22 protein-coding genes are annotated in these 24,700 nt (G+C 33.4%); 16 read left to right on the forward strand and 6 right to left on the reverse strand.

All coding sequences use genetic code 11. The features are described from left to right. Positions 1–403: hypothetical protein (locus J7K39_10805; GenBank protein MCD6180379.1), on the reverse strand; the 403-nt coding region annotated here is incomplete at its 3' end. A 356-nt stretch (positions 404–759) separates the two neighbouring features. Here J7K39_10805 and J7K39_10810 point away from each other — a divergent pair. Both J7K39_10810 and J7K39_10815 read left to right on the forward strand, forming a co-directional pair. Further along, positions 760–1,137, forward strand: a complete 378-nt coding sequence (locus J7K39_10810) for a GxxExxY protein (GenBank protein ID MCD6180380.1) — start codon at positions 760–762, stop codon at positions 1,135–1,137. 469 nt (positions 1,138–1,606) lie between these two features. Then, the gene (locus J7K39_10815) at positions 1,607–3,508 is read left to right on the forward strand and encodes an amidophosphoribosyltransferase (protein MCD6180381.1); all 1,902 of its coding nucleotides are present in this window, start codon (positions 1,607–1,609) and stop codon (positions 3,506–3,508) included. 1,037 nt (positions 3,509–4,545) lie between these two features. Here the strand turns inward: J7K39_10815 and J7K39_10820 are convergent. Together J7K39_10820 and J7K39_10825 are read right to left on the reverse strand one after the other, a co-directional pair. Next, the gene (locus tag J7K39_10820) at positions 4,546–6,150 is read right to left on the reverse strand and encodes a YfcC family protein (protein MCD6180382.1); all 1,605 of its coding nucleotides are present in this window, start codon (positions 6,148–6,150) and stop codon (positions 4,546–4,548) included. A gap of 4 nt (positions 6,151–6,154) precedes the next feature. Then, complete coding sequence (locus J7K39_10825; GenBank protein ID MCD6180383.1) at positions 6,155–7,615, reverse strand: polysaccharide biosynthesis C-terminal domain-containing protein; 1,461 nt, start codon at positions 7,613–7,615, stop codon at positions 6,155–6,157. 228 nt (positions 7,616–7,843) lie between these two features. Between J7K39_10825 and J7K39_10830 the strand changes: the two genes are divergently transcribed. The 8 genes from J7K39_10830 (at position 7,844) to J7K39_10865 (ending at position 17,450) form a co-directional block, all read left to right on the forward strand. Further along, a complete protein-coding gene (locus tag J7K39_10830; protein ID MCD6180384.1) occupies positions 7,844–8,365 on the forward strand; it encodes a DUF4442 domain-containing protein in 522 nt (173 codons plus the stop codon). A gap of 91 nt (positions 8,366–8,456) precedes the next feature. Continuing rightward, entirely contained in the window at positions 8,457–9,740 is a 1,284-nt protein-coding gene (guaD, locus tag J7K39_10835; protein ID MCD6180385.1) for a guanine deaminase, read from the forward strand. Positions 9,741–9,754: 14 nt separating this feature from the next. Further along, entirely contained in the window at positions 9,755–10,954 is a 1,200-nt protein-coding gene (locus J7K39_10840) for a glycosyltransferase (protein MCD6180386.1), read from the forward strand. A gap of 138 nt (positions 10,955–11,092) precedes the next feature. Beyond that, positions 11,093–12,559, forward strand: coding sequence for an IMP dehydrogenase (gene guaB, locus J7K39_10845; GenBank protein ID MCD6180387.1), 1,467 nt, complete (start codon positions 11,093–11,095; stop codon positions 12,557–12,559). A 22-nt stretch (positions 12,560–12,581) separates the two neighbouring features. Next, positions 12,582–14,570 carry a peptidylprolyl isomerase gene (locus J7K39_10850; GenBank protein ID MCD6180388.1) on the forward strand — a complete coding sequence of 663 codons (1,989 nt, stop codon included), beginning with the start codon at positions 12,582–12,584 and terminating at the stop codon, positions 14,568–14,570. Beyond that, complete coding sequence (locus J7K39_10855) at positions 14,570–15,427, forward strand: hypothetical protein (GenBank protein MCD6180389.1); 858 nt, start codon at positions 14,570–14,572, stop codon at positions 15,425–15,427. The genes J7K39_10850 and J7K39_10855 overlap by 1 nt, the downstream gene beginning before the upstream one ends. A gap of 64 nt (positions 15,428–15,491) precedes the next feature. Continuing rightward, the gene (locus tag J7K39_10860) at positions 15,492–16,853 is read left to right on the forward strand and encodes a peptidylprolyl isomerase (protein MCD6180390.1); all 1,362 of its coding nucleotides are present in this window, start codon (positions 15,492–15,494) and stop codon (positions 16,851–16,853) included. Between the two features lie 15 nt (positions 16,854–16,868). After that, entirely contained in the window at positions 16,869–17,450 is a 582-nt protein-coding gene (locus J7K39_10865; GenBank protein ID MCD6180391.1) for a hypothetical protein, read from the forward strand. On the opposite strand, the gene J7K39_10870 is transcribed toward J7K39_10865, so the two are convergent. Further along, positions 17,447–18,019, reverse strand: coding sequence for an aminodeoxychorismate/anthranilate synthase component II (locus J7K39_10870; GenBank protein MCD6180392.1), 573 nt, complete (start codon positions 18,017–18,019; stop codon positions 17,447–17,449). The genes J7K39_10865 and J7K39_10870 overlap by 4 nt on opposite strands. 46 nt (positions 18,020–18,065) lie before the next feature. On the opposite strand from J7K39_10870, the gene J7K39_10875 reads away from it, so the two are divergent. Genes J7K39_10875 through J7K39_10885 form a run of 3 tightly spaced genes read left to right on the forward strand, consistent with a single transcriptional unit; the run spans position 18,066 to position 20,366 of the window. Continuing rightward, positions 18,066–19,046 carry an aminodeoxychorismate synthase component I gene (locus tag J7K39_10875; GenBank protein MCD6180393.1) on the forward strand — a complete coding sequence of 327 codons (981 nt, stop codon included), beginning with the start codon at positions 18,066–18,068 and terminating at the stop codon, positions 19,044–19,046. Beyond that, positions 19,030–19,629 carry an aminotransferase class IV gene (locus tag J7K39_10880; GenBank protein ID MCD6180394.1) on the forward strand — a complete coding sequence of 200 codons (600 nt, stop codon included), beginning with the start codon at positions 19,030–19,032 and terminating at the stop codon, positions 19,627–19,629. Before J7K39_10875 ends, J7K39_10880 begins: the two co-directional genes overlap by 17 nt. Next, a complete protein-coding gene (locus J7K39_10885; protein MCD6180395.1) occupies positions 19,626–20,366 on the forward strand; it encodes a biotin--[acetyl-CoA-carboxylase] ligase in 741 nt (246 codons plus the stop codon). The genes J7K39_10880 and J7K39_10885 overlap by 4 nt, the downstream gene beginning before the upstream one ends. Before the next feature lie 15 nt (positions 20,367–20,381). Here the strand turns inward: J7K39_10885 and J7K39_10890 are convergent, their stop codons facing one another. Both J7K39_10890 and J7K39_10895 read right to left on the reverse strand, forming a co-directional pair. Then, positions 20,382–20,783, reverse strand: coding sequence for a hypothetical protein (locus J7K39_10890; GenBank protein MCD6180396.1), 402 nt, complete (start codon positions 20,781–20,783; stop codon positions 20,382–20,384). Between the two features lie 6 nt (positions 20,784–20,789). Further along, positions 20,790–21,443, reverse strand: a complete 654-nt coding sequence (locus tag J7K39_10895; protein MCD6180397.1) for an orotate phosphoribosyltransferase — start codon at positions 21,441–21,443, stop codon at positions 20,790–20,792. Positions 21,444–21,547: 104 nt separating this feature from the next. On the opposite strand from J7K39_10895, the gene J7K39_10900 reads away from it, so the two are divergent. From J7K39_10900 to dnaN, 3 genes are all read left to right on the forward strand, one after another. Then, a complete protein-coding gene (locus J7K39_10900; GenBank protein MCD6180398.1) occupies positions 21,548–22,192 on the forward strand; it encodes an NUDIX domain-containing protein in 645 nt (214 codons plus the stop codon). A gap of 63 nt (positions 22,193–22,255) precedes the next feature. Further along, positions 22,256–23,413: a DUF819 family protein gene (locus tag J7K39_10905; GenBank protein ID MCD6180399.1), complete on the forward strand. Its 1,158-nt coding sequence runs from the start codon at positions 22,256–22,258 to the stop codon at positions 23,411–23,413. Positions 23,414–23,544: 131 nt separating this feature from the next. Continuing rightward, entirely contained in the window at positions 23,545–24,666 is a 1,122-nt protein-coding gene (dnaN, locus tag J7K39_10910; protein MCD6180400.1) for a DNA polymerase III subunit beta, read from the forward strand. Positions 24,667–24,700: the final 34 nt, after the last annotated feature.

The following is a 24,700-nucleotide window of genomic DNA, read 5'->3' on the forward strand; positions in this document are numbered from 1 at the left end:
CTTTACCGTTCATAATTCTAGGCTGACCATCCAACCAAAAGTAAATATCGTGCTTTACTAAAGTATCGCCTTTGGGCTTTAAAATAAAGTTTTGTAAAGGTAAACCATTAGCTCCGGCAGCTTCTTTTTCCCAAGATCCAAGTGTGAATTTATATTCTATCAGATCTGGAACATCGTCTTGAATACAAAAGTGCCATCTGTGATTATCAAGTTTGCGCATTTTAACTTGATTGGGATTCCAATTTCCTAGCTCATCAATACTACCAACAATATAAACATCGGTAGTATCAGGTAAGTCTGGGGAATACATTTCAATGACTATTCCCTTTGGAGTTTGAGGTTTGTTCAAACAGGAACTAAAAGTAAGTGCCAAAAAAAAGGCAAAAAGGATTCTATAATGCATAAATGATTTTTTGATCGCTCTAATTTAGTCGCTTTCTTTAAATTAATTAACGAAAAACTTAAAAAGTGTATCTTTAGTCTAGAAAAAACATCACGCAAAGGCGCAGAAACGCAAAGAAGAAAACAAGAAAAAGAAAAGAAAAAGAAACCATAAATAACACCTTGGCGACTTCGCGGCTTCGCGAGAAAAGAAAAACAGCACGCAAAGGCACAGAGACGCTAAGAAGAAAACAAGAAAAAGAAAAGATAAAAAAACCATAAATAACACCTTGGCGACTTCGCGGCTTCGCGAGAAAATGAAATCACGCAGAGACACAAAGAAAACAAAACGATTATATATTCTCAAAAAATACAATTATGAATGAAAACGAAATATCCAAAATTATTGTAAACACCAGCTATAACATTCATGTTGAACTCGGCCCAGGCTTGCTTGAATCTGTTTATGAAGAAATTCTATATTATGAACTTATCAATCAAGGATTAAAGGTTGAACGGCAAAAAGCAATTCCTGTTATTTGGAAAGACAACAAAATGGGAATTGGATTTAGGGCTGATTTGATAGTGGAAAACAAAGTAATAATTGAACTTAAGTCGGTTGAAATGATTGCCCCCGTTCATCCCAAGCAACTTTTAACTTACCTAAGAATAACGGGACTCCGGTTAGGCTTACTTATAAATTTTAATGAAAAGCTAATTAGGGATGGAATAACACGAATAGTAAATAATTTATAAGACACTTTAAACCCAAAGAAAAATACCTTAGCGACTTCGCGGCTTCGCAAGAAAAAATATCACGCAAAGGCGCAAAAACGCAAAGAAAAAAAAGAAAACCAAAAAATTGCAATTTATGCATATGTACTGAAAACCAGATTATCAAAACATTACACCTTGGCGACTTCGCGGCTTAGCGAGAAAAGCACATTACGCAAAGGCGCAAAAACGCAAAGAAAAAAAGAAAACCAAAAAATTGCAATTTATGCATATGTACTGAAAACCAGATTATCAAAACATTACACCTTAGCGACTTCGCGGCTTAGCGAGAAAAGCACATTACGCAAAGGCGCAAAGAAAAAAATCACAGCTTTCTAAAAAACACCTATCTTTAAAATCGAAAATAAATACAGAGAAAAAGTTTTTTATCCTGTTTTTTATATGAAACTTTGCGTACGTAAAAAACGGATTTAACCAATTAATTTAAAGCATGAGCGATCAACTAAAACACGAATGCGGAATTGCCTTTTTGCGTTTACGTAAGCCATTGGAATACTACCTTGCAGAATACGGAACTCCATTATGGGGTTTGAATAAGATGCATTTACTAATGCAAAAGCAACATAATCGCGGACAAGATGGAGCGGGTATTGTTAATGTAAAATTGAATATGCCTCCCGGATATAAATATATTAGTCGCGAACGCTCCAATACCGATTCTCCGTTAAAAGATATTTTCAATAGAGCCTACGAGCCTTTTCTTGAATTAGAGCAGCAAAACCCTAAGCTTTTAAATGATGTGAATTATCTAAAAATGAATTATCGTTTTACCGGCGAAGTATTTATGGGACATCTACGCTATGGTACTTTTGGAAAAAATTCTATCGATAGTATTCATCCTGTTTTAAGAGTAAATAATTGGAAGACAAGAAATCTTATTCTGGCAGGTAATTTTAATCTTACTAATGTTAATGAGCTCTTCGACAGATTAGTAAGTTTCGGACAATATCCCGTTGAAACATCAGATACAATAACGATGTTGGAAAAAATTGGTCATTTTTTAGATGAAGAAAACGAAGAATTATACCGTAGATATAAATACGAAGGATTTACAAAAGAAGAAATAACTCATCAAATTGCAAATGGTTTAAATATTCCAAACATTCTAAAAAAGGCATCTTACGATTGGGACGGTGGCTATGTAATTACCGGTTTATTGGGTCATGGTGATGGGTTTATTATGCGTGATCCTGTTGGTATTCGTCCGGCTTTTTACTATGTTGATGATGATATAGTTGTAGCAGCATCAGAACGTCCGGTTATTGAAACCAGTCTCGATATTCCAGGCGATAAAGTAAAAGAGCTAAAGCCGGGATATGCTTTAATTGTCAAGCATAATGGTCTTGTAGAAGAAGTTCAGGTACTTAAACCTCAGCCAAAGAAGGCTTGTACTTTTGAAAGAATTTATTTTAGTCGAGGTACCGACAGAGACATTTATAAAGAGCGTAAAAAATTAGGATCTTTAATAACAGCTACCGTTTTAAATGCTATTCAGCATGATATTAGAAATACCGTTTTTTCCTATATTCCAAATACCGCTGCGGTAGCTTTTCAGGGAATGGTTGAAGAGTTAAACAAATTTTGTAATCAATTAAAAGCAGATAAAGTTTTAGAATTAGGTGATAAGCTAAATAAAAAAACTCTTGAAGAAATTATGCTTTTCTCTCCTCGCATAGAAACTGTAGCGGTAAAAGATATGAAGCTTCGTACTTTTATCACACAAGACAATCAGCGTGATGATTTAGTTGGGCATGTGTATGATATTACTTATGGTTCTATAAAATCGGGAGAAGATAAGTTAGTTATTGTTGATGATTCTATTGTTCGCGGAACAACACTTAAGCAGAGTATTATAAGCATACTCGATCGTTTAGGTCCAACGGAAATTATTGTTGTTTCTTCGGCTCCTCAGATTCGCTATCCCGATTGTTATGGGATTGATATGGCGCGTTTAGGCGATTTCATTGCTTTTAAAGCCGTTATTGAATTGTTAAAAGAAACTAAGCAAGAATCAATTATTAACGAGGTTTATCTGAAATGCAAAGCACAAGTAGACCTGCCAAAAGAAGAAGTAGTGAATCATGTAAAAGATATTTATCGTCCTTTTACAGCTCAACAAATCTCTGATAAGATTGCGCAATTAGTAACACCAAAAAAAGTGAAGGCTAAAGTAAAAGTTATCTACCAAAGTATAGAAGATTTACATGTCGCATTACCAAATCATAAAGGCGATTGGTATTTTACCGGAGATTATCCAACTCCCGGCGGAAACAAAGTAGTAAATACCAGCTTTATTAATTATATTGAAGGGAAGGGTGGAAGAGCGTATTAAATGTATTGGTGTGATAATTAGTATGTTATAAAAAGAACTTCGCTTTTAAGTATCGAAAAAGATTAAGCTAAACATAGTCTTTTTGATTATTTTTTACTTCGAGTGAAGACCTGAAAAACAAGGACAAGACGTTTATTCTAAGCAGGGGATTCTAATATGTTAAGCGCATAAGCCTTCTTGAGTTTATAAATGTTTATTTTTCATTAAAATATAGTTTTACAATTAGTGGATGAGGTTTGACTTCAAAGACTTTTGTTTTTGGATATTTGTTTTTTAGAATTTCAATTAGAGAATTATAATATTTAGGATTTACAGTTTTCATTTTATGCCCAATTCTTTTAATAACTTTCTTCTTTCTAATCAATTTTACATTTATAATAATCCCGAAGGGATTGTATGTTTATAAAAGATAAGCTTCAAAATATATATTCGACCCCGATGGGGTCGTATTACATATACTGACTTTTGTTTTATAAACATTTGAACCCTGTGGGTTCAGCTTTTAAAAGTGATAAAATATAAAAAAGTGGGCTTATGATTTTGCTTTCTTATCTTGTCAAGGGTTATAAATCAGTATTAACGTAGAAATTGCGATTAAGATTGGTAGAAATACATAAGTCGAAAAAAGTGAAAGTTATCTACTTGTTTAAATGCAGATTCTAAATCTCTAATATATATACATATAATGCTACTGTTTTATAGGATTCTTTTAATAATCGACCAATCTATTCTAATAACTTTCTTCTTTCCAATTAATTTTACATTTATAATAATCCCGAAGGGATTGTATGTTTATAAAAGATAATCTTCAAAACATATATTCGACCCCGATGGGGTCGTATTACATACGCTGACTTGCGCTTTATAAACATTTGAACCCTGTGGGTTCAACCTTTAAAAATGATAAAATATAAAAAAGCGAGCGTATAAGATAAATCCAATAACTTGCTATATCAAGCAGCTATCAATCCCTACGAGGGTTTTAAACCCTTGTAGGGATAAGGGAGAGAGGGATTTCGCTCTAAGCAAAGCATCTGCTAAAATCCATTAAGTTCCATATAAACCGTAGGAATCAATAAAAGAGCACCTATAATTGTAAGCATTAAAATAAATGGCCAAACCCATTTAACCCATTTTTCATAAGGGATTCGTGCTACACCAAGTACGCCGATTAAAACACCTGAAGTAGGTGTAATCATATTCGTAAATCCATCACCAAACTGAAAAGCCATTACGGTTGCTTGTCGAGAAACCCCTATTAAATCCGAGAACTGTGACATAATAGGCATGGTAAGTGCTGCTTTTGCCGATCCCGAAGGAATAATCACATTGATTCCGGTTTGAAAAACATACATCAATTCCACGGAAGCAAGCTTACCAATATCATTCATCGATTTAGAAACGTAATACAAAAGTGTATCTATGATTTGTCCGTTATTTAATATGATAATAATTCCACCTGCTAAACCAACAACCAAAGCCGCGGAAGTAATATCTTTTACTCCGGCAATAAATAGGTTTGTAATTTTATTGGGTGAATAGTTCATAGCAATTCCTGAAGCCAATCCCATAGCAAAAAACAAGCTTGCAATTTCCATCACATACCAAGAGTATCCCATAACACCAACAATCAACATAAAAATGGTGAGACCAAGGATATTTAGAATATAGAAGTGGATAGATTTCCGAATACTAAGAAATCCGAAAATGGTGAAATAAGCAGTAACAACAGGAATTGCAGGGAAATTATAAGAAGCATTTCCAATTTGTAATACACTATAGAATTCAGTATAAGAAAAGTAGAGCAATACAGCCACTATAAACACAAAACTTATCCAAGCGGATTTCCCCGCTTTTACAAGACCATCAGATTCCTCTTTTATCTCTGACTTTCGCCAATAAGCATCTTCTTCGTAAACAAGAGAAAGTTTAGGGTTTTTCTTGATTCTGTTTGCATAGCGAAGTATCCAGGCAATACCAACAAAATTGATTACGATCCAACTAAAAAAACGATATTCTATACCTGAAAACAAAGGTAAACCCGATAAACCTTGAGCAATACCAATAGTAAAAGGATTAAGCAAAGCTCCTGCAAATCCTAATGCTGCTCCAACAAAACACAATGAAATACCGACAATACTATCGTAACCCATACTAATTGCCAAGGGGACAAAAATTATAATAAAGGCAATAGTTTCTTCGCTCATTCCAAAAACTGCTCCGAAAACAGAAAATAAAAGCATAATCAGGGTGAGAATAATATTGTTGATTCCGAGTTTTTTAAACAGCCAAATATGTTCAACTTTTTTTGATGCTTTTAAAAACGAGAATATACCAACATCAATGGCTTTACTTTCATTCATAATCCAAAAAGCACCGCCAATAAGCAGTATAAAAATAATAATATCGGCTTTGTCTACAAAGCCATCAAAAAGAGCTGAAAAAACTTGCCAAGTTTGAGGATTTGAATCGGTATATTGGAAAGAATTACTATCAATAACTTCTTTTACAGTTCCGTTATCTAACTGAATTTGTTGTCGCTCAAAAGCACCGCCTGGAATTATCCAAGTTAGTAAAGCGGAAAAAATTATAATATAAAAAACAATAACGTAAGTATGCGGAATAGCTCTTTTTTTGCTCATAGAATTAATTGGTTTTTGTTTTGGGACGTTCTGTTAGCATCATTAATATAAAGAAAGCACCAAAAAGCAAAACATTTAAATAGAGTGATGTGTTAAAATAAGCACTTAAACTATAAATAGCCAAAGCAGCCATTGGGTAAAAGATAATTTTCAAAACCTGATAAGGAATTGGGAAATATTTTCGACCAAAGAAAAAAGAAAGTATTGTAGGTACTAAATAGGCAAAAAACACAGACCAAGCAGCACCGTAGATTCCCCAAATGGGGATAAGAATAATATTAGCGACAATAGCTATTAGTGCACCACTAACGGAAAAGAAAGCACCATAAATTGTTTTATCTGTAAGTTTATACCAAAACGACAGATTATAGTAAATCCCAAGCAAAAGGTTAGCCATCAACAGAATAGGAACTATTCCCAAGCCCTCACGATACGATGATCCGATGAAATACTGAATAAGGTCTATAAACAACATGGTTCCAAGAAAAATAAAAGAACCTGAGATTACAAACCATTTCATAACCAAAGCATAGGTTTTTTGGGCATCTTTATTATTGGCTTCGCCGAAGAAAAACGGATCGGCAGCATAGCGAAAGGTTTGAATAAACAGCACCATAATAATCGCTATTTTGGCGTTTGCTCCATAAATCCCTAAATATTTCATTGCCTCGGCACTATCCGAAAATAAATGAGGAAATAGTATTTTATCGAGAGAAACAGGAACGATTCCTGCTATACTGACAACTAAAATAGGCCAAGTATACGAAATCATTTTTTTCCATAATGCAAAATCGAAACCTGCACGTAAGAATTTATATGTTGGAAGTAAAAACAAAAGCGTGATTCCACTAGCAAATAAATTAGAAAGAAAAATATAACCCACTAAATTATCTGTATCGAAGAATGAATTTACAAAACGATACATAGCACCACCATCGGCTTTTTCCATTACGCCGGTACAGTACAGAATAAAAAATAAATTCAAGCCGATATTTATTCCTATATTAATGAGTTTTAATGTAGCAAATTTTAAGGCTTTTTCTTCTCGGCGTAAGCCTGCAAAAGGAATGCTCGATAAGGCATCGAAAAATAAAATAAAAGCAAACCAGACTAAATAATTTAGATGCTCGACATAACCCAAATTATTGGCGATTTTATCCTTAAAAATCAGGAAAATGAATATAAAGAAAAGCGAACTTACGACTAAAGAAATTAAGCCTGTACTATATACTTTTTCCTTTTTTGCTTCTATTTCTGAAAAGCGAAAAAAGGTAGTTTCCATTCCGTAAGTTAGGAAAGCAAAAACCACAGCAACATAAGCATATAATTCAGTAACCGTTCCGTATTCTGAAGCGGGCAAAGTGTAAGTGTAGAGCGGAACGAGCAAGTAATTTAATAAGCGTCCGATAATACTGCTTAATCCGTAAATGGCTGTTTGTCCAAGTAGTTTTTTTAAGGGGTTCACGTGCTTTTTGTGTATTTGTTAGCAAAGATAAAATAATTCGCTTATTATCTTTTATGCAAAAAAATTCTCTCTCATAAATCTACATAATCACTTTTATTTGAGCTTTACATCGTACTTTATATCGAGCGAAGCCGAGATGCAATCTGTCCTTACATCAATTTTTTTCCGACCTTTGACGCCGCATAAATAACACGTATAATTAAAACACTAATCTTATCATCAAAAAAAATGATTAAAAAAAGACTGCCAACCACCAAAACAGAAAATATTAATGGCCGATTTAAACGCAATCTGTTAAATATTTTCCCTGCGTATTGGGGGACAGGTGCCAAAGTAATATTTTTATCTACTGATTTTAAAGAAGTTCAGCTTAGGTTACCACTTTCGTGGCGAACAAAGAATTATGTCGGAACTATTTTTGGGGGAAGTATGTATGCTTCTACCGATCCTATTTATATGATACAGCTGATACAGTTATTGGGAAAATCATATGTTGTTTGGGATAAATCTGCATCTATTCGGTTTTTGCGTCCGGGAAACAAAACTTTGTATGCGAGGTTTTTAATTTCTGATGAATTACTTGAGCAGATTAAATCAGATGTAGCTGAAAAACAAGAGATTGATATAGATTTTGAGATTGATTTTACCGATATTTCGGGTAAAGTTTATGCTCAAGTGAGTAAAGTGTTATATATTGCCAAAAAGTCTTTCTATAAAGAAAAAAAAGCTAAACGAGAAAAGACTTTATAATAATTTTTAAAATAAATTTGAATTAAATAAAGAGCAGGTAAAATCAATATAAGTTGTTTTTATTGTAATTTTATGTGCGCAAAAAATGAATATGACTAAGAAGGTAAGTATCGCTATAAAGGCTGATTTTATACATTTTTTAAACGAGGATGAAATGGTTTTTATTCCGAAAGGAATATTGTGGGTGGAAGAAGGAAAAGTAAAAATGATTGGTGAGAAAGAGAAAGTGAGTTCTTTTTTACCAAAAGAAATTATAATAAAGGATTATTCCGGAAAGCTTGTCTTTCCCGGCTTTATTGATGGTCATGTCCATGCCGCTCAAACACAGGCAATAGCTTCTTATGGTAAGCGCTTACTCGATTGGCTTGAGACTTATATTTTTCCCTTAGAAGAAAAGTTTGAGAATAATGATTTTGCGCGGCATTCTGTAAGGTTTTTCTTTGCTCAACTATTAAGAAACGGAACAACAACGGCAGCCATTTTCCCCAGTCGACATCCAGAGGCAACAGCTATTTTGTTTGAGGAAGCACTTCGTTTAAATATGCGTATTCTCGCCGGAAAAACAAATATGGATAGAAATGCTCCTGTTAGTCTCCGCGATAAAACAGAGCTGACATATTCTGAAAATAATCAACTTATTGAAAAATATCATAATAGCGAACGTTTGAATTACATACTTACTCCACGTTTTGCTATTACAAGTTCTGAAGAGCAATTACAAGCTATTGGAGATTTAAAAAAAACATATCCTAAAATAGCCGTTCAAACCCATCTTTCTGAAAATAATCATGAAGTCGGAAATGTTAAAAAAATGTTTCCAAAATCCAAAAGTTACTTAGATGTATACGATAGTTATGGCTATTTGGGGAAAGGTAGCTTAATGGCTCATGCTATCTTTTTAGAGGATGATGAATGGAAACGTTTAGCGAAAACGCAAACATCTATTGTCCATTGTCCTACTTCTAACCTCTTTTTGGGTTCGGGATTATTTGATTTACAAAAATGTAGAAAGTATAAAATCCCATTAGCTTTAGGAAGTGATGTAGGTGCCGGAAATAGCTTTTCGATGTTAAGAACAGCTTCGGAAGCATATAAAGTTGCAGCCGTGCAAGATATTGAATTTACAGCACGAAATGCATTTTATCTGATTACCTTGGGAGGAGCAAAGGCTCTTAATCAGGATGCTTTTATTGGTAATTTTGAAGTTGGCAAAGAAGCCGATTTTATAGTAGTTGATACTATGGCAACAGAACTTATGCAAGAAAGATTAAGAGATTCGCATAATATTGATGAGATATTATTTGTTTTAATGATGCTTGGTGATGATCGTAATATAGAATCGGTTTATTTACAAGGTAATAAAGTAGAAATATAGAACTTAAAATTGATATGCGAATTTTAATTCTTACTAATAAAATTCCGTATCCGCCAATAGATGGAGGTTCTATTGCCACATTAAATTTGAGCCTTTCTCTATCAAAATTGGGTAATAATATTACCCTTTTAGCAATGAATACAGCCAAACATTACTATGCTGTAAAAAAGATTCCTCCGGAAATTACAAATCAAATTAAGTTAATTGCTATTGATGTTCCGGCTAAAATTAGTATTCGTGGGGCTTTAAAAAACTTTTTCTTTTCTAAGAATGCTTATACCGCCGAGCGCTTTTATACAGCTGATTACAGACAAGCATTAAGAGATTTATTACAATCAGAAGTCTACGATATAATTCAATTAGAAGGTTTGTATTTGGGTTTATATATTCCTTTAATAAGAAAATACAGTAAAGCAAAAATCATTTATCGTGCACATAATTTAGAATTTGAGATTTGGCAACGAGCTGCTTATCGTTCAGGATATATTAAAAGCTTGTATTTTAAAAATCTATCTATTCGTTTGTTAAAGTTAGAGAAAAAGCTTTTACCACAATACGATGCTATTTTGCCAATTAGCAAAAAAGATAAAGAATGGTTTTTAAGCTATGCTCCAAAAATAAAATTTCATATAACGCCGGCAGGAATAGTCGAGAATTTAAAAGAACAAGCGTCTTCTAGTAAAATTAAACCCGATTTATTTCATATTGGTGCTTTAGACTGGCTTCCTAATCAGGAAGGCTTGCTTTGGTTTTTCGATAAAGTCTGGCCTGTAATTAATAAGAAATATCCAACTCTGAAATTTTATCTTGCCGGCAGGAATGCTTCGGCAGAAATAAAAGCCATAAAAGCTCCAAATCTTATTTTTTTAGGCGAAGTGGAAAGTGCTTCTGACTTTATTTGTTCGCATAGTATTATGGTTGTTCCCTTATTCTCAGGAAGCGGAATGCGAATAAAAATTATTGAGGCTATGGCTTTGGGTAAGACGGTTATTTCTACTGCTTTAGGCTTAGAAGGAAATCCTGCTCAAAATAATAAAGAAGTTCTTGTAGCTAATGATAAGAATGAGTTTTTGAATAAAATAGACTATTTATTATCCCAACCACAAAAAAATTCCGAATTAGGTAATGCAGCAAAGGAATTTGTTAATACTCATTTCAATCAAAAAATAATTTCGAAGAAAGTCCAAGAATTTTATCTGAATCTTCTAAAATAATACTTTGCATAATTCTTAAAGATTGCGCTTAGTTTTCATTCATTAGATAAACCAGTAAATAAGCCTAATACGTTCACTTATTTTAACTTTTTAGCACTAAAAATTTTCCTACTTTTGCAGCAAAACAAAGAAAGAGCAATGACTGTAAAAAATGATAAGGTAATTGGTGAGGGATTAACTTATGACGATGTATTGTTAATTCCGGCCTATTCTGAAGTCTTACCTAGAGATGTTGATGTCCAAACACGTTTTACCCGAAATATTGCTATTAATATTCCTGTTATTTCGGCTGCAATGGATACCGTTACAGAATCTAAAATGGCTATTGCATTAGCTCAGGAAGGTGGTATTGGTGTGATTCACAAAAATATGCCAATCGTACAGCAGGCAAGCGAAGTGAGAAAAGTAAAAAGAGCTGAAAATGGGATGATTATAGATCCTATCACTATTTCTTCTAAAGCCCTTGTGTCTGACGCTTTAGCTTTAATGACCGAATATCATATTGGAGGAATCCCTGTTGTTGATAAATCAAATAAATTAGTAGGAATAGTTACTAATCGTGATTTGCGTTTTGAGCGTAAGTTAAATAGAGCTATTAAAGAAGTAATGACCAAAAAAGTTGTAACCGTAAGTGAGTTTACTACTTTTGAAATTGCTGCCGATATTCTTCAACAAAATAAAATTGAAAAGCTTCCGGTCGTTGATAAAAACAAAAAACTAATAGGTTTAATAACTTATCGTGACATTATAAAAATTAAGGAGCGTCCAAATGCTTGTAAAGATATTCGTGGTCGCCTTCGCGTTGCTGCCGCTATTGGTATTGGTGGCGATAGTATGGAAAGAGCCTCAGAATTGGTAGATGCCGGAGTTGATGCTTTGGTTTTAGATACGGCTCACGGACATACCAAAAGTGTTATACTTACACTGAAAAAGATTAAAGAAAATTTTCCTGAGATGGAAGTGGTTGTTGGAAATATTGCTACTGGAGCAGCCGCAAAAGCATTGGTAGAAGCAGGTGCTGATGGTGTTAAAGTAGGAATAGGACCCGGTTCTATTTGTACTACTCGTGTAATTGCCGGTGTTGGTGTTCCGCAATTTTCTGCGGTTATGGATGTTGCAGCTGCAATTAAAGGAAGTGGCGTACCGGTTATTGCCGATGGTGGTATTCGCTATACCGGTGATATTGTAAAAGCAATGGCAGCAGGAGCTGATACCGTTATGGCAGGATCATTATTTGCCGGTGTGGATGAATCTCCCGGAGAAACAATTATTTTTGAAGGAAGAAAATATAAATCATATCGCGGTATGGGTTCGGTAGAAGCCATGCAGCATGGCTCAAAAGATCGCTATTTTCAAGATATGGAAGATGAAATTAGTAAACTTGTTCCCGAAGGAATTGTTGGGCGAGTTGCTTATAAAGGAAGTTTATCGGAAGTTATTCATCAGATGGTTGGCGGCTTGAGAGCAGGAATGGGCTATACTGGTTCTAAAGATATTGCTACACTTCAACAAGCTAAGTTTACTAAAATTACTGCAGCAGGAGTTATTGAAAGTCATCCCCACGATATTTCAATTACTCGTGAAGCTCCAAATTATAGTCGATAGTTAATATTTAAAAATTACGCAAATGATTAAAAAATACTTTAGTCTGTTTGGACTTGTCTTAATTTTTGTTTTGAGTGTTAAAGCTCAAGACAGCTCTTCTGTTTTACTCCGAATCGGAGATGAGAATATTGGTGCTGAAGAATTTTGGGCAATTTATCAGAAAAATAGTCGCATCAATCAGCAAAGCGAAAAAACAAGTATTAACGAATATCTTGATCTTTATATAAATTTTAAACTTAAAGTAAAAGAAGCTAAAGATGCTAAAATGGATACGGCTGCGGCTTTTATTAAAGAATTAGAGGGTTATCGCAAGCAACTTGTTAAACCTTATTTGGTTATAGAAGAAGTTAATGAGAAAATGCTTAGAGATGTGTATAAACGTATGCAAACTAATGTTAGAGCTAGTCATATTTTATTACGCTTAAGCAAAACCCCTACACCTGCCGATACTTTAGCCGTTTTTCAAAAAGCAGTGGAAATACGTGAAGCTATTTTAAATGGTGAATATAGTTTTGCCGATGCTGCTGTGCGTTTTTCTGAAGATCCGTCAGCTAAGGATATGGATTTTGGTAATGGTCGTCCGCCTCGTAAAGGGAATAAAGGCGATCTTGGTTTCTTTAGCGTTTTCGATATGGTTTATCCATTCGAAGAAGCTGCTTTTAATTTGAATGTAGGAGAAATATCAAAACCTGTTCGTACACGATTTGGTTACCATTTGATTCTTTTAACAGACAGAATTCCGGCTATTGGTCAAGCTAAGGCTGCACATATATTTGTTCGGAATTCAAAGCCGGCAGCAATAGATTCTGCTAAAGTGCGTATTGATGAGCTGTATGATGAAATCCAAAAGGGTAAGAAATTTGAGGATATTGTTTTAAAATCTGATGATAAGGGAACGAGAGAAAAAGGTGGTGAGCTTCCTTGGTTTGCAGCTAACAGAATGGTTCCCGAATTTATAGCCGCATTATCAAAAATGAATGTTGGCGATATTTCTGAACCTATAAAAACTAATTATGGATGGCATATTATTAAATTCCTCGATCAGAAACCAATTCAAGATTTTGATAAAGTAAAAAAAGATATAAAAGATAAACTAAAAAGGGATATACGTTCTCATAAAGGCGAACAAGCTAAAATTGCACAGATAAAAATAGAAGAGAATTTTAAAGAATTTCCCGATAATTTGCAAGAAGCTATTGCCGCTATCGATACGAATTTTTATACCGATGATTTTGATATTGAAAAGCTATCCGGTTTAACAAAACCCATTTTCTCACTTCGTGATACATTGTTTTCTCAATACGGTTTTTTAAATTATATCTTTCAACGAAAAGGCAGTAAGATGCCCGATGGATTTGATATTCTGATTGCGAAAATGTATAAGGAATATGTTGATAAACAGTGTTTAAGTTTTGAAGAAAGACATTTGGAAGAAAAGTATTTCGATTTCAGATTAATTATGAATGAATATCGTGAAGGAATTCTTCTTTTCGATTTGATGGATAAGAAAATATGGTCTAAAGCATCGGCAGATACTTTGGGGTTAGAACGGTTTTTTGCTAACAACCAGAACAAATATAAATGGAAAAAAAGAGCACAACTATCTGTTTTTCATTTAAATGATAAGAGCTATTCCGATAGCGTACAAGATTTGCTTTTTCTTGGCGAAACAGATGATGCGATTATTCAAGAAGTTTCATCAGACAGCTTAAATCCTGTCCGTTTAGAAAAAATTACTGTAGAAAAAGGTGATAAGACAAAGTACGATGCTCTAAAATGGAAGAAAGGTGCTTTTTATCCATTGTTGGATGAGACCGGAAAGATAGAGTCTATCGTTGTTTTTCGAGATATTCTTAAACCTCAGCTTAAAAAATTAAGCGAAACACGCGGCTTGGTTATTGCCGATTATCAAAATTATCTTGAAAAAGAATGGATATCTGAATTAAAGAAACGTTATGAAGTAAAAGTTGATAAGAAAGTTTTACGTACTATAAAGGAACGGAATAAATAATGAAGAAAGGATTAAAATCGATATTTTTAATTTTTCTGCTAAGCCTTTTTGCTTGTGGTCCAAATAGAATAAATAGTGAAGATATTGTTCTTGCGCGTGTAGGAGATAAATATTTAAGCTATTCCGATATTGGAGATTATATGGCATCAGGGATTAGGCCTGACGATTCCTTACAGTTGGTACAAAGTTTTGTAAATACTTGGGTACGTAATGAAATTTTGGTTCAACATGCTATAAATAATTTGCCGGATAGTTTAACGGATTTTGATAAGCAACTTCAGGAATATAGAAATTCTCTATTGCTTTTTCAATTTAAGAAATTATATATTGATCAACAATTAGACACTCTTGTTACAGAGAAACAAGTGGAAGAATACTATAAACAGCATCTTACTGATTTCCAGCTTAAAGAAAGTATTGTTCGGTTTAGTTTTATTCAGATGGATGAGAATTCTCCTCAGCTTGAAGCAGCTCGTAAGATGTTTAAAAATTTGGGCGATACTACAACAAATAGATTAGAAGTTGAAAACTTCTGTATAGAGAATGGAACAGATTATTATACCGATGATGAGAAATGGATTCGGTTTAACGACTTATTAAATAAAGTGCCAATTACAACTTATAATAAATCAGTATTTTTAAAAAATCACCGTTTTATAGAATTAAAAAATAAACCATATATCTTCTTCCTTTACATAAAAGATTTTAAAGTAGCAGAGGAGTTGTCGCCTTTAGAATTTGAAAATGAAAAAATAAGGAAGATAATTTTAAATAAAAGAAAGATAATTTTGATTGATAATATGGAAAGTGCTTTATTTGAAAGGGCTTTTCAACAAAAGAATTTTGAAATATATTAATATTAAATTGCAAATAGGATTATTGTCTTAATTTTGACCTCAATTCGCAAATGAAATAATGACTATGAAGAAAACTTTTTCAATACTTACATTAAGCTTTGTAATAACCCTGTTCGCTTGGGGACAGGAAACGGAGCAAAGACCACAAACTATTTTAGATGAAGTAGTTGCCGTTGTAGGTAAAAATATAATTTTACAATCTGATATAGAAACCCAATATTTGCAATATCGTATGCAAGGCTATATAGAAGGAAGCTCTTCTACCATCAAATGCGATATTCTTAAAAAAGTAATATTCCAAAAGCTATTACTTAATCAAGCCGATATTGATAGTATTGTTGTAAGTCCGGTTCAAGTTGAGCAGGAGCTGGATCGTCGATTCAGATATTACATCTCACAGTTTGGCAGTCAGGAGAAATTGGAGGAATATTACCACAAACCGGTAGATCAATTTAAAGAAGAAATGCGCGAAATGATTGGAGAACAAATTCTTCAGCAGGACGTTCAATCCGAAATAACTAAAAATGTTACGATTACACCTAAAGAAATCAAAGCGTTTTATAAAGCAATGCCGGCAGATAGTCTGCCACTTATAAATACTTCCTATGAAGTAGCGGAGATTGTTAAAAAGCCGCCCATTTCTACTGCTGAGAAACTGAAAGTAAAAGAAAAATTACTTACACTTCGTAATCGTATTCTTAAAGGAGAAAGCTTTTCTACTTTAGCTATTCTTTATTCAGAAGATCCGGGATCTGCTAAAAAAGGAGGAGAGCTTGGAATGTACGGTAGAGGTGAGCTGTATCCTGAATTTGAGGCTGTTGCTTACGGACTAAAAGAAGGTGAAATTTCAGGTATTGTGGAAACAGAAGCCGGTTATCACATTATTCAGATGATAGAAAAAAAGGACAATTTCATTAATGTTCGCCATATCCTTCTTCGTCCAAAAATTTCTCCAATAGAACTTCAAAAAGCTGCAAATTATTTGGATAGTATTCGTGTTTTAATCGTTAGTGATAGTATTTCATTTAAAACTGCTGCACTTAAATTTTCAGATGGACAGAATCGTTTTAATAGTGGATTAATTATTAATCCTAATAGTGGTAATGCAAAGTTTCAAGCCGAAGAATTAGATCCTAAAGTATTTTATGTTATTGATAAACTGAAAATAGGTGAAGTTTCTAATGCCGTTAGTTATACTACCGATGATAATAAGGAAGCCTATCGTTTACTTAAACTTGTTAATAAAACAGCTCCACATAAAGCTAATATGAAGCAGGACTATGATATTATTCAGAAAGCTACCATTAATAAAAAGAAGCAAGAGGTAATTGATGAATGGGTGAAAATACGTGCAGCAAAAACTTACATACATATTAGCGATAAATATAATAAATGCTCTTATTTTGATACTTGGCAATCAAAATAACCATTAATATCTTTTATGATTAATGTGGGGCATATAGAAACAGAAATCCCTAAGCATTTTGTTGTGCCAAATATGCTGCTGCTTGCCGGTTCCGGACAAAATGTTGGAAAAACATCTTTTGCCGTTGAGGCTATTAAATATCTAAAGAAACTTGGAAATGTGGTTTATGGCTTAAAAATAACGCCGCATTTTCATACCTCTAATCCTACACATCTTATTGTGCAAACTGATGATTATCAAATTGCTTTAGAAAAAGATTTTTTGGGAAATAAAGACAGTTCCCGTATGCTTAAAGCAGGAGCCGATGAAGTATTTTTTGTGCAAACTACCACAGATAACGCTTTGCTTGATGTATTTGATTTTGTTAATAGAATGGCGAAAGAAAATGTGCTTTGGGTATGCGAATCGGGAGGCTTACGTTTTTTTGTCGACCCGGGAGTGTTTTTATATTTCAAACATAAAAACCAAGAGTCTCAAAAAGAATCAGCAAAAAAGTTGATGCCTTTGGCTAATCGCATAGTAGAATTCGATGGCTCAAGTTTTGATTTACCGGTAAATCAAATAAGTGTCTCTGAGAATAAGCTGATTTTGAATTAGATATCTTCTTTCAACCAATTCCACAGCATTGTTTTCCCAAATGGAGTCATAATAGATTCGGGATGAAACTGCACTCCTTTAATATTGTATATTTTGTGTCTGATAGCCATAATGATTCCTTTTTCACTTCGAGCAATAATTTCTAAATCTTTGGGGAATTCCTCCTCTGCTACTGCCCAGCTATGGTATAATCCAACACTAAATTCCGGCGGAATATTTTGAAAAAGAGAATCTCCTTTCAGGATTTTAGTTTGTCGAGAAACTCCATGCGTGGCTTGATTAAAATTATACAGTTTTCCTCCAAATGCCTCAGCAATGGCGTGATGCCCAAGACATACTCCTAAAATCGGTTTCCCTGAACCATAATGCTTAATTATATCAAGCATTAATCCGGCGTCAGCAGGCAATCCCGGTCCCGGCGATAAAATTATTTTATCATATTGCTCAACACTATTTATTTCAAGCTGATCGTTTTTTATGATGTCGAGTTGCTCAACACCAAATTGCTCAATTAGTTGTTTGAGGTTATATGTGAATGAATCGTAATTATCGAGTAAAAGCACTTTCATATAGAGCAATTTTTATCTTTGCAATACTATAAAAATTATGGGGATTATGTTGAATAAATCAGATACGATAAAGAAAATGAATAGGATGGGGAAAGCGCGTAAACCATTTCTTTTTGTTACTGATTTTTTGGGCGAAAAAAATCTGGTATTATCACCGGATGAAGTTGATAATCAAAAGCTTCTTTATAATATAGGAGATTATTCTAATACTCAAGATTCTGAGCTCGAAAAGAATGTAGATTCCTTGTTGTTTTCAAAGTCACCTATAAGCGAAGAGCAATACCATAAAGCCTTTGCTTACGTAAAGGAGAATCTTGATTATGGGAATACATATTTGGTAAACCTGACTCAGCCTACAACTATAGAGCTAAACAGAACTATCAAGGATGTTTTTTATCAAGCAAAAGCCCCATATAAATTATGGTTAAAGGATAAGTTTGTAGTATTCTCACCCGAAATTTTCGTACGTATCGAAGCAAGTAAAATAGCTTCTTTTCCTATGAAAGGAACTATAGATGCTTTGCTGCCTGATGCCGAAAATCAAATCTTAAACGACCCAAAAGAGACCGCAGAACATAATACTATTGTTGATTTGATTCGCAACGATTTGAGCATGGTAGCTAAGAATGTTCGTGTAGAACGGTTTCGTTATATTGATAGACTAAAAACTAATCAGAAAGAGTTATTACAAGTGAGCTCGGAAATTGTGGGTGATTTAGAAAGTGATTTTTTTGATAAGCTTGGAACGCATTTTTTTAAGTTGCTTCCTGCCGGATCAATTAGTGGTGCTCCAAAAAAGAAAACGGTAGAGATTATTTGTAAAGCAGAAAATTATAAGCGGGGATTTTATACGGGCGTTTTTGGTTTCTTTGATGGTGAAAAGCTCGATAGTGGAGTAATGATTAGGTATATTGAGGAACAAAACGGAAAACTGATTTTTAAAAGTGGTGGCGGAGTCACTACCTTTAGCGATGAAGAAAAAGAATATAACGAAATGATAGATAAAGTGTATGTCCCAATTTATTGAAAGCATACGGATATTAAATGGTAATATTGAATTATTAGATTACCATAATGAGCGTTTTAATGCTACTCGTAAACTGTTTTTTTGTGTGGAGGATGAAAGAGATTTATATCAGTTTATCCAAATCCCTGAGGAATATAAAAAAGGTTTGGTAAAATGCCGTATTGTTTATGATATAGAGATTCGAGATTTGCAATTTTCGTTTTATAAACCTCAAAATATTTCCAATTTAAAATTGATAGAAGCATCAATAAATTACGATTATAAATCAACAGATCGGGATAGGTTAGAGCATCTTAAAAACTTAGCTTTTCCGGCTGATGAGGTGCTGATAGTGAATGATGGTAAAATAAGTGATACGTCCTTTTCCAATATTATCTTTAGGAAAGATATGCGTTGGCTTACTCCCGATTCACCATTATTAGCAGGCGTTATGCGTGAGTATCTTCTAAACGAAGGAATGATTGAAGAAATATCTATTAGTACAGAAGATTTAAAAATGTTTGATGCCTTTATGCTTATTAATGCTATGCTTACTTTTGATGAATCAAGAGCCTTACCGATTAAAAATATTATTGGCGTATGAATTTGGAGTTTTATATAAAAACAATTCAAGAAACTGAGTCGACAAATCTGTTAATGTTAGATTGGAAGAAAAAAGGGCTTTTAAAAAGTGGAGTTGTACTGCGTGCTATTAATCAAACCGGAGGAATAGGACAGAGAGGTAATTTTTGGGAAAGTGAAAGGGGGAAAAATCTAACTTTTAGTTTGTATTTGGAAACAAGTTTTATATCTGCAACAGATATATTTCAATTAAATAAACTTATTTCTCTTTCGGTTTACGATTATTTGCTTAATAAGAAGATAGTTGATGTAAAAATAAAATGGCCGAACGATATTTATATTGCTAATAAAAAAGTTGCCGGAATGCTCACTCATAATAGCCTTTTAGGCGATAAGCTGGAATATAGTATTATTGGCTTAGGCTTGAATATAAATCAATTAATTTTCCAAAGCGATGCTCCCAATCCTATTTCACTAAAAAAGATAACCGCTGTTAATTACGATTTAGAAAAAGAGCTTAAGAGCCTTTTGTCGTTTGTTAAAATAAGATTTGAGCAAATAACAAATGGCAAGCAAAATAAATTAAATACCGACTATCTTGGATGTTTGTATGGCTTTGGTGAAAAACGTCAGTTTAAAGATGAGTTTGGCGAGTTTAATGGAACTATAAAAGGAGTTGATTCTTATGGGCGTTTGTTGATAGAAAAAGACACAAAAAAGCTATTTACCTACGATGTGAAGAGCATAGAATTTTTGTAAAATAAGATATATTATTTAGCTGTATTTTTCCTGTAAACGGTCAACCAAAATATCGACAAAACTCTGTAAAGGTTTTTTTGCCATCATAGCAATCATAGCATTCATATCGGCATTAAAAACAATTTGTACCTCAGATTTATTATCGTCAATTTTAGTGATGTTTGTACTTAAATTGTAGTCGAAAGGATTTTTTCCTTCTGAGATCATCTCTATTTTTTCATTTTCAATATTCTCACCAAATGCCATATTCATATGAGCCATATTCTCAATAGTAAAAGCACAGCTACTTTCTGTTGAACTCCAGTTTACGACTTTGTCAGGCATAAGGTCTTGTAAGTTGTTAAAATTGCTAAGGAAGGCGTAAATAGTTGCTGCCGAGGCAGGAATTTGTTTTTTGTGGCTAGTGATTGTTGTCATAGTTTTTTATTTTTCCCATTTAGCAGGATCTGTTCGCCATTTTTTTAACGACTCTAAATCCTTTTCTTGTATAAATTCATCGGCTAATGCCTGATCTATTAATGCGTTATAATCAGAAAGAGTTAATATCTTACATTTAGCTTTTTCAAAAGCTTTTTTTGCTATTTCAAAATCGTAACTAAAAATAGCTATTAACCCTTTTACGTCACAATTTAACTCTCTAAGTACTTCTACGGCTTTTAGACTACTTCCTCCGGTTGAAATTAAGTCTTCAATAACAACAACTCTTTGTCCGGATTCTGCTACTCCTTCTACTTGATTGGTTAAACCGTGTTTTTTTTGCGACGAGCGCACGTAAACGAAAGGCAAACCTAACTCTTGAGCTACTAAAACACCCAAGGGAATTCCGCCGGTAGCAACGCCTGCTATTAAATCAACACTTCCAAACTCTTCTTCTATAATTTTTACAAATTCTTGTCGGATATAGGTTCGGATTTGAGGATAAGAAAGAGTAAGACGGTTATCGCAATAAATAGGTGATTTCCATCCCGAAGTCCAAGTAAAAGGCTTTTCGGGCTGAAGCTTAACCGCTTTTACCTTTAATAGCAGTTTTGCTATTTGAAGAGCAACTTCGTTTTTATTATTTGTATTGTTTTGCATTATTTAGTTTTAAGTGTGGATATGCTTTTTATATGCGTATAAATTTTCTTTATTTTTGACTTACGTTAATAATAATTCATTATCAAAACACTCATTTATATACAATGGTAAATATGCAAGCTGTTACGCAAAAGTATAAAGTTTTTATTAATGATAAGTGGATTTTCTTTAGTTGTTCTGAAGATGTTAATATTTCTGATAATGAGAGCTTTGACGTATTAAACGTAAGTGAACATTTGCTTTTTAACTTATCGGAGATGATTAAAACAGGCAGTTTCAACCAGAATATTGTACTCAAACCAACTTTTGAAATACCAAATCCGTTTAAAGAGTTTTTAAATTATTTTTTCGTTTTAGATGCTGCCGGAGGTATAGTTCAGCATAGTAGTTTAACTTATTTATTGATAAAGCGATTTGGTGTTTGGGATTTTCCGAAAGGGAAGATAGAGCGGGGCGAAAGTAATTCCGAAGCTGCAATACGTGAGACTGAAGAAGAAACAGGGGTTAGAAATCTTCAGATTGTAAGAGAGTTACCTACAACTTATCATATTTATACCTACAAAGGAAAATGGATAGTTAAACGTACATTTTGGTATTTAATGTTAAGTGACTTTAGTGGAGCTTTAAAACCGCAATTAGAGGAAGATATTCATGAGGCTGTTTGGGTGTCGAAAGAGAATGTTCCTAGCTTTCTAAAAAATACCTATGCTAGTTTAAGAGATCTTGTGCAGGAGTCGAATTTGTTTTAGAATTTGCATTCTTGGTTGGTATTAGCATTTGTGTAAACAAATTATTCGACTAACTTTGTGCGAATGAGAATAGATATTATACTAATTGTTGCATTTTATTTTGTCGCTCCGGCGGTTATTTTAGCTGCTTGTAAAAGATTCCCACTATTAAAGAAAATCGGTTCTATTGCTGTTGCCTATATCTTAGGTATACTACTTGGTTTGTCAAAATTACTGCCCGATGATATTTATGCTACTCAGGATATCCTTACAAGTATTACAGTTCCATTAGCAATTCCGCTTTTGCTGTTTCCTTCAAAAGTTAAAGATTGGTTTCATTTGGCAGGTCCAACAATAAAAGCACTTTTAGTAGGCTTATTTAGTGTTCTGTTTACGGTAGCTATAGGTTATCAAATTTTTAGTCCTGAAGGCGATCCTGAATTTTGGAAAGTTGGAGGTTTACTTGTTGGCGTTTATACCGGAGGCACTCCAAATTTAGCATCTTTAAATGTTATGTTAGGTGTTAAGCCGGCAACGTATATAATGGTTCATTCATACGATTTGATAATAGGTGCTTTTTACTTTTTATTTTTGATTACCGTTGGACAAAAATTCTTCAATTATTTTTTGCCTTCATTTAAGAAATCAATATCTCTTTCCTCTTCAGAAATAGAAGGAAATACTGAGGCTTATGATATGTTGTTTAATAAAAAAGCCTGGTGGCCTATCCTTAAAGTTTTTGGATTAGCTGTGTTAATATTTGCTGTTTCGGGTGGTTTGGCAATGCTCTTTCCTGAAGATTATTTAATGATAGTTGTAATTTTAGGAATAAGTACTTTTTCTATTCTCGCATCTCTTATTCCGGGAGTAAATAAAGTAAAAGAATCCTTTGACTTGGGAATGTATCTCATTTTGGTCTTTAGTATAGTAGTAGCTTCTATGGTTGATTTAACAAATCTTGCATCTCCAACATTTGAAATATTAGGCTACTTAACTTTTGTAATTTTCGGTTCGCTTTTGTTACAGCTTATCATTTCAAAATTTGTTAAAACTGATACAGATACAATGATGATTACCAGTACGGCTTTAATTTGTAGTCCGCCTTTTGTTCCTGTTGTTAGCGGTGCATTAAAAAATAAAGAAATCTTGGTTCCCGGAATTACTATTGGAATAATTGGTTATGCTCTTGGGAATTATCTGGGTTTTATAATGGCGGAGCTATTACATCATTGGCCATTATAACATTTGAAATGGATTACTGCTTCTTAATAAGTTGGTGAATAAAAATATTAATTCATCATATAAAGTCATTAATTTTTAATAATTTTACGACATCATTAAAATGAATTTAATCAATCTTAAACCTATAATAGATGAGATTTATAGTCAATAGTGTAAGCCTTTTAAGAAGTTTGCAATCCATTAGTGGTGTTATTAATGCCAAAAACACTTTACCAATTTTAGATGATTTTTTATTTGAACTCGATGGCAATAAATTGAAAATTACTGGTTCTGATTTAGAAACAACAATGTCAGTAAGTTTAGAACTTGAAAAAGCTGATGAATCAGGAACAGTGGCTATTCCTGCTCGGATTTTAATCGAAACATTAAAAACATTTGCCAATATACCAATAACTTTTTCTGTATCTGATAATGATTTTTTAGTTGAAATAACTGCCGGTGAAGGAAAATATAAACTTTCCGGTCACGATGCCGAAGAATTTCCTAAAACATTAGAAATGGATAATGTTGTTGAAGTTAAAATTCCTTCTAATGTTTTGGTAAATGCTTTCAACAAAACATTATTTGCTACAGGAAACGATGAGCTTCGTCCAGTTATGGCAGGGGTATTTTGTACTTTAGCTCCCGAAAGCGCAACTTTTGTTGCTACCGATGCTCACAAATTGGTTCGTTATACTCGTTCTGATGTTAAAAGTGAAGCAAATATCTCTTTTATCTTACCTAAAAAGCCAATAAATCTTTTAAAGAATGTATTGCCACAAGATGAAGAAGAGGTTGTTTTACAATACTCTCAGAAGAATGCTGTTTTTGTTTTCAATAATTTGGTGTTAAGCTGTAAGTTAGTAGATGGCAAGTATCCAAACTACGATGCCGTTATCCCTGTTGATAATCCTAATAAAATGTCTGTAGACCGTTTAAGTTTGTATAACTCTATTAAGCGTGTTTCTATATATGCAAATCAATCTACACATCAAATTCGTTTTAAAATTCAAGGACAAGAATTGGTTCTTTCAGCTGAAGATTTAGATTATTCCAATGCTGCTAATGAGCGATTAGCTTGTAATTATTCAGGTGAAGATATGGAAATAGGTTTCAATTCGCGTTTCCTATTGGAAATGTTATCCAATATGGATACTGATGAAATTACTGTTGAAATGTCAGCTCCTAATCGTGCAGGTCTAATTGTTCCTGTTAATGGAGAAAATGAGGCTGAAGATATTTTAATGTTGATAATGCCTGTTATGCTAAACTAATTAGAAAATATATTTTATATAGAAAGCCGTTGGA

It is taken from the genome of Bacteroidales bacterium (assembly GCA_021157585.1).
In the GTDB taxonomy this organism is placed as follows: Bacteria; Bacteroidota; Bacteroidia; order Bacteroidales; family UBA12170; genus UBA12170.

Excerpts from the sequence above, each read along its gene's own strand:
- guaD (MCD6180385.1), top strand. The coding sequence starts at position 8,457 with ATGACTAAGAAGGTAAGTATCGCTATAAAGGCTGATTTTATACATTTT.
- J7K39_10905 (MCD6180399.1), top strand. The coding sequence starts at position 22,256 with ATGAGAATAGATATTATACTAATTGTTGCATTTTATTTTGTCGCTCCG.
- dnaN (MCD6180400.1), top strand. The coding sequence starts at position 23,545 with ATGAGATTTATAGTCAATAGTGTAAGCCTTTTAAGAAGTTTGCAATCC.
- J7K39_10860 (MCD6180390.1), top strand. The coding sequence starts at position 15,492 with ATGAAGAAAACTTTTTCAATACTTACATTAAGCTTTGTAATAACCCTG.
- J7K39_10875 (MCD6180393.1), top strand. The coding sequence starts at position 18,066 with ATGTTGAATAAATCAGATACGATAAAGAAAATGAATAGGATGGGGAAA.
- J7K39_10855 (MCD6180389.1), top strand. The coding sequence starts at position 14,570 with ATGAAGAAAGGATTAAAATCGATATTTTTAATTTTTCTGCTAAGCCTT.
- J7K39_10865 (MCD6180391.1), top strand. The coding sequence starts at position 16,869 with ATGATTAATGTGGGGCATATAGAAACAGAAATCCCTAAGCATTTTGTT.
- J7K39_10840 (MCD6180386.1), top strand. The coding sequence starts at position 9,755 with ATGCGAATTTTAATTCTTACTAATAAAATTCCGTATCCGCCAATAGAT.
- J7K39_10820 (MCD6180382.1), bottom strand. The coding sequence starts at position 6,150 with ATGAGCAAAAAAAGAGCTATTCCGCATACTTACGTTATTGTTTTTTAT.
- J7K39_10830 (MCD6180384.1), top strand. The coding sequence starts at position 7,844 with ATGATTAAAAAAAGACTGCCAACCACCAAAACAGAAAATATTAATGGC.
- J7K39_10810 (MCD6180380.1), top strand. The coding sequence starts at position 760 with ATGAATGAAAACGAAATATCCAAAATTATTGTAAACACCAGCTATAAC.
- J7K39_10880 (MCD6180394.1), top strand. The coding sequence starts at position 19,030 with ATGTCCCAATTTATTGAAAGCATACGGATATTAAATGGTAATATTGAA.
- J7K39_10815 (MCD6180381.1), top strand. The coding sequence starts at position 1,607 with ATGAGCGATCAACTAAAACACGAATGCGGAATTGCCTTTTTGCGTTTA.
- J7K39_10900 (MCD6180398.1), top strand. The coding sequence starts at position 21,548 with ATGGTAAATATGCAAGCTGTTACGCAAAAGTATAAAGTTTTTATTAAT.
- J7K39_10885 (MCD6180395.1), top strand. The coding sequence starts at position 19,626 with ATGAATTTGGAGTTTTATATAAAAACAATTCAAGAAACTGAGTCGACA.
- J7K39_10895 (MCD6180397.1), bottom strand. The coding sequence starts at position 21,443 with ATGCAAAACAATACAAATAATAAAAACGAAGTTGCTCTTCAAATAGCA.
- J7K39_10890 (MCD6180396.1), bottom strand. The coding sequence starts at position 20,783 with ATGACAACAATCACTAGCCACAAAAAACAAATTCCTGCCTCGGCAGCA.
- guaB (MCD6180387.1), top strand. The coding sequence starts at position 11,093 with ATGACTGTAAAAAATGATAAGGTAATTGGTGAGGGATTAACTTATGAC.
- J7K39_10870 (MCD6180392.1), bottom strand. The coding sequence starts at position 18,019 with ATGAAAGTGCTTTTACTCGATAATTACGATTCATTCACATATAACCTC.
- J7K39_10850 (MCD6180388.1), top strand. The coding sequence starts at position 12,582 with ATGATTAAAAAATACTTTAGTCTGTTTGGACTTGTCTTAATTTTTGTT.